This window comes from uncultured Campylobacter sp. (genome assembly GCF_947255105.1).
GTDB lineage: Bacteria > Campylobacterota > Campylobacteria > Campylobacterales > Campylobacteraceae > Campylobacter_B.
This window is the reverse complement of the sequence record NZ_CAMYFP010000025.1, coordinates 1-5316: the sequence shown is the minus strand read 5'-3', so window position 1 is coordinate 5316 and position 5316 is coordinate 1. Positions and strand designations below refer to the sequence as shown.

6 protein-coding genes are annotated in these 5316 nt (G+C 37.2%); 4 read left to right on the top strand and 2 right to left on the bottom strand.

The window, feature by feature from the left end; all coding sequences use genetic code 11:
* Window positions 1–58 precede the first annotated feature (58 nt).
* The 3 genes from Q0X52_RS07800 (at window position 59) to Q0X52_RS07790 (ending at window position 2350) form a co-directional block, all read left to right on the top strand.
* Window positions 59–721, top strand: a complete 663-nt coding sequence (locus Q0X52_RS07800; RefSeq protein ID WP_297576629.1) for a type II secretion system protein — start codon at window positions 59–61, stop codon at window positions 719–721.
* A 78-nt stretch (window positions 722–799) separates the two neighbouring features.
* On the top strand, window positions 800–1117 hold the full coding sequence (locus Q0X52_RS07795) for a hypothetical protein (protein WP_297576628.1): 318 nt from the start codon (window positions 800–802) through the stop codon (window positions 1115–1117).
* Between the two features lie 825 nt (window positions 1118–1942).
* Entirely contained in the window at window positions 1943–2350 is a 408-nt protein-coding gene (locus tag Q0X52_RS07790) for a type II secretion system protein (RefSeq protein WP_297576627.1), read from the top strand.
* A gap of 553 nt (window positions 2351–2903) precedes the next feature.
* Here the strand turns inward: Q0X52_RS07790 and Q0X52_RS07785 are convergent.
* Window positions 2904–3434: a cysteine hydrolase family protein gene (locus Q0X52_RS07785; protein WP_297576626.1), complete on the bottom strand. Its 531-nt coding sequence runs from the start codon at window positions 3432–3434 to the stop codon at window positions 2904–2906.
* Window positions 3434–4168: a tetratricopeptide repeat protein gene (locus Q0X52_RS07780; protein WP_297576625.1), complete on the bottom strand. Its 735-nt coding sequence runs from the start codon at window positions 4166–4168 to the stop codon at window positions 3434–3436. Before Q0X52_RS07780 ends, Q0X52_RS07785 begins: the two co-directional genes overlap by 1 nt.
* Window positions 4169–4428: 260 nt before the next feature.
* On the opposite strand from Q0X52_RS07780, the gene Q0X52_RS07775 reads away from it, so the two are divergent.
* On the top strand, window positions 4429–5316 hold an 888-nt coding region (locus tag Q0X52_RS07775; RefSeq protein WP_297576624.1), incomplete at its 3' end, for a hypothetical protein.

Here is a 5316-nt window from a genome sequence, read left to right as displayed (position 1 = left end):
TCACACCAACATTTTACATAAGGGTATGTAAAGTGAAATAAACTTAAAGGAGAAAGCCATGAAAAAAGGTTTTACAATGATTGAGTTGATCTTCGTGATCGTAATTTTAGGTATTTTAGCAGCAGTTGCTATTCCAAGACTAGCAGCTACAAGAGATGATGCAGAAGTTGCAAAGACTTTGTCAAACTTAAGCACTATGATTTCAGATGTTACAAGCAACTACACAGCACAAGGTGAATTTGCAGCAAATATTGACCAAATGACAAATGTTGCTGGTGTTGCATGGGTTGATACTACTAAAAGCCTTAGTGACTTAAATACTGAGGCTGTTGCAGAGGGTAAAACAATCCAATCACAGTTTAACTTCAAAGTTGGTAAAGATAATGATTGTGTTCTAGTAACTTTCATCAAAAACGATCAACAAGATGTAAATCTCTATGTTGGAACAGCAAAGCTAGTAACACTTCAAGACGCGGTTGAAAAAGCAGAGGCTGATTTAAAGAAGGCTGAAAGCGCTGCCACACCTGATCCAACAGCAATAACTGCTGCTAAAGACAAACTTAAAAAAGAACAAGATGCATTAAAGGCAGCTTTAGAGAAAAAAGGTGCTATTGCTAAAGATGGTGCTACAGCACAATGCAGAACTCTAACATCTACAGGCTCTTTCCAAGATATGGCTGGTAAGAGATATAAACTTAGCGGTTCTAACGTAAAATTCTAAACTCTGCTCTTATAAGAGTTTCGCCCAAAGGTCAAAAGCCTTTGGGCTTTTTAAATTTAAATCAAAAAAGAACTTAAGATGACTGATAAAGAAAAATTACCAAATATCGTTTCGTATTGGAAATTGGAAGAGGATTTTATACTATATGATGATGGAGATTTTTTCGTGATTTATGGAGTATATAATCGTAAAAAGAGTGAAGAAAAACCGGGCTTTGCTTTAGGTATTTGTTGGAAAGGTTATCCTGTATATCATAATGTTTTATGTCCTACTGTACTCGATGAGAAAACTTCTAAAATCATTTTATCAGGTCTTTCAAGCTTTGCCGTGATGCAAAAAGATATTAAAAAACTTGAAATCATCAATAAACTATCTTCAAAATTATTTAAAGATTAGATTTGATTGGTCATTTAAAAACTTACAACACAGGCAATAGCACAACTAAATCAAAAAAATATCAAAGTTATAAACTTTAGAAATAAAATACTATAAATCAATTTTTAATCGGCTTTTACGATTTGACTGTTTTGAAATTTTAGTTTTAAAATGTCTGTTTTTATAAAAATATCTATAAAATTTTTACTATATTTGACTTTAAAATTTTGTATTTTTGTTTTGGCTTGTGGAATTTCACCTTTATTTATCTGCATTTTAGTTGATGAAATTTGCAAAAAAGACTTTAAATTTCAGTTGCTAAATTTAAACTCTCAAAACCCAGCTCAAACTTGCATTCTTAAAACCTAGCCAAGATTTTGAAATTTAGGCTTTTAAACCTTTAAATTTGTAAAAATTTGAGTTATATCTTTTAGCTACTTTTATCTGCCATTTAATCAACCACTATAAATAATCTTTAAAATAAGCCACCTACGCTACGCCCACCAAATTCATCAAGCCGCCACAAACAAGCCAAACCACCTCAAAGCGTCCAATGCTCCAACCACAATCAGCCTCCAAGCAGAGCGACACAAAGCCAAATCCATTCAAAACTCATCACCATAAAACACCACCCAATCCGCCAAAACACTCACCATTAACAACAAAATAACTCTTTTTTAAGTATATGCCAAACACCAAGACTTCAAAATCCCCACCAACCCACCAGCCAAACTTGCAAAAGTCGCTTAAAGACCATTAAAAATTGCGAATTAATGTTATAATATGGCTCTCATTAAAGGATATTTGCATAAGAGTATGCGACCGTCCAATACAAAAGGAGAAAAAATGAAAAGAGCTTTTACGATGATTGAACTCATCTTTGTTATTGTTATTGTGGGTATTTTAGCCGCAGTTGCTATCCCAATGCTATCTGCTACAAGAGATGATGCCACCGCTGCAAGATGCGCCACCGACGCCTCAACCGCACTTAGTGACATTTTAAGCTATTCGCTTGCAAAGGGCGAGTTTGACGGCAATTTTAGCAAGATGACCGCTGTCCAATTGCAAGATGGCAACCTACTTGCAAAGGACAAAAAGTGCATTAAGTTTGCATTTGACAAGCAAAATGAGCTTCTCATAGTAAGTCCGGGCGAAGACAACGCGAGCGGCATTTGTAAAACTATCCTAAACGATACAGCCGCAAAAAGTCTCATTAAGAGTTATAAACTTGGCAATATGGAGGTAGTTCAATAGAGTGGTAATCCCACTCTAGCCACCAAAACTACCAGAATTCAGGCTCCAAAACCCAGCCGTATTTAGCTTTTAAATTTCAGTTGTTATTTAAGACTTTAACTTTCAAAAATCCAGCTCAAATTTAAACTCTCAAAACCCAGCCGAAGTTTGAAATTTAGGCTTTTAAACTTTTAAATTTATAAGTAACTTTAAGTTGGTGAGCTGTTAAATAGATTGTAGTTTTTAAAGCAAATCAAACTTTGAAATTTAAACTTTCAAAATGTAGGTTGATTTAGCCTTTAAATTTCCAAAACCCAGCCATTAATCTTTTAAATTTCAGTTGTTATTTAAGACTTTAAATTTCAAAAACTACTCAAATTCAAATAGAAAAGCCTCAGTATCCAAAGTCCCAAAAACAACTCAAACTAAAAATTTCAAAAGCCAAAAATGAAGCTCAAAGCTCCAAAACTAAGCCCAAATTTAAGACTTTAAATTTCAAAAACAAGCTTAAATTTTAAAATTTAGACTTTTAAACTTCCAAATTTAGAGCCAAATTTAGCTCCAAACTTCGCTTTTATTTATCTCTGTTGATAACTTCGATGTGTAGATTTTCCAAGATATCAAACGCCTTTTGCTCCATCGCCTTGTCATATGAGCTAGTTGCCTTAGCATCGACAAATATCCTAGCTTCCGGCGCGCTAGCCTTTGCGATGATGGCATTTGAGATGACGCAGATGTTACTTACAAGTCCTGCAAGCTCAACGCTCTCATAGCCCCTTTTTTCTATCAACTTACCAAGCTCAAGCGATGCAAAAGTTGGCTTTTTTATGATGGTGTGAGGCTTTGAGATCTCTTTTAGAGTATCTACTAGCTCCCAGCCCTTGCTATCTTTGATGCAGTGAGGCACGGGCAAAAACTTCCCCTCTACGCTTTGCATGTAGCTCTCATCGTGAGTATCCAAAGTAAAGATCACATCATCGCCACGACTCTCATACTCTCTTATCTTTTCCAAACAGACCTTTTCTATCTCCTTTGCTCCCTCAAATCCAAGCGCCCCATCTACAAAGTCATTTTGCATATCGACCACAACTAAAACTCTTTTCATCAGTATCCTCCTTCATTTAATACCTTATAGCTTTGGCAGCCTTTCGTCTCTCTTAGGTCACACGCCTTGCCAAAATACTCCTTAGCGAGCTTCAAATCCTCTTTGCCGTGAGTTTTGTTGGTATAAGAGAGACCCACTTCCAAGCAACTACTCCCAAGTCCCGCCTCACAAGCCTTTTTGAGATAGCCAAGGCTATCCTTTGGCGCGCACATCTTTGCCGCCTCAGCGCAGCACTTAGCGCAACTCACGCCGCACTCTTTGCTAAATAGCTCAAATGCCTTTTTTAGGTCCTGCCTAACGCCTCTACCATCTCTATACATCCTTGCAAGCTCGCCACACCCTGCACGCTCATCTGCTACGCAAGACTTTCTAAAGTATCCCACCGCCTCAAACTCATCAGCCGCCACGCCAAGCCCGCCGTCATACATAAGCCCAGCACTATAGCAACTTTGCAAAAACCCAAGCTCACAAGCTCTAACAAAGAGCCGCAAACTCTCCGCCATCTTTGGCTCTTTGCTAGAGAGATAGAGATATCCTAGATTGTGACAGGACTTTGCTCGAAGCTCAGTAGAACTTGCATCATCACAAAGCGCGCTTAGTATCGTTACGCCACTCTTTTGGTCGCCACTATCAAGAGCGCTCTTTGCTCTAGCAAACAGCTCCAACTCCTCTATATCTGCTATCTGCCCACATCCAAAGACCAAAGCCACCATAAGCACTATCAACTTCTTCATACCAACTCCTAAAGCGACTATTTTATCAAATATTTTTCAACAAAGCCCACTCTCATCTAAAGCAAAATTATCTTTAAAAAAAGATGATTTCATTTACCATTCATTAATAAAGTAAATTTTTACTATCAACTCACCTACCCAAAGCCTCCCCCTACATCGCGCTTTATAGGCAAAATGTCATTTTTATGACACTTATAATCTAAAAGATAGTATAATCATAAATTAATTTATTAAAATACATTTTAAGAAAAGGTTTCATTATGAATAAGATTTTTAAGTCCAAGAGTAAAAACGGCACCTCTGTAGCCATGAGTGAGCTATCAAGCGCCAAGTCATCAGTGTGTGGCAACACCAAAGCCAAAGAGGAGTCTTTGTCGCTGCTTGCAAGCTTCATAACCAAACTCTCACTTCTAACAGCACTGCTACTTAGCCCTAGTTTGGTGATGGGAAGTTATATCATCGTTGATGATGATGGCAAAGACCCGAATCTCAGCAATGGAGACACTGCACAAAATTTGAAAGAAGTAAAAACCGGTGGGCCAGTGACATTCCCGGTTGATGCAGACTACGCATTTGACTCTGGAGCAACTAACGGAAACAATAGACTAAGGATAAAAGGGATTGATGGTATTCATCTAAAAATGGGCAGATATGCCGACTCTGATCAAGCTAATAAAGGTTCACAACGTTGGATGACTATCGGTCTAGACTATGGCAAGCTTGACTACAAAAAACTTACAGAAAACTTAAACAAGCCCACCAACATGAAAGGCAGTATCACATCAAGTGACTTAACTATAACCAATGGAGCAAACAGGCTATTTGGCGATAATGTCACTATCTCTATAAAAGATGGCTCTATAACAGAAGCTAAGATGCATAAAGACCTAAAAGATAAGATTGACAAAGCCTCTAAACTAGCAGATGGCAACATAACATTTGGTGCAGACTCAGGAACAGCAAAAGCTGCTAAATTTGGCGATAAAATCAACATAAAAGGTGGAAATAACATTAAAACATCTATCAATGGAAATGATATCTCTGTAGCTCTAAGTGATACTCTAACAGATATTAAATCTCTAGCATTTACAAGCGGAGTTAAGATTAATGATAAAGGTATAGATGCAGGAAATAAAAAGATAACCAAT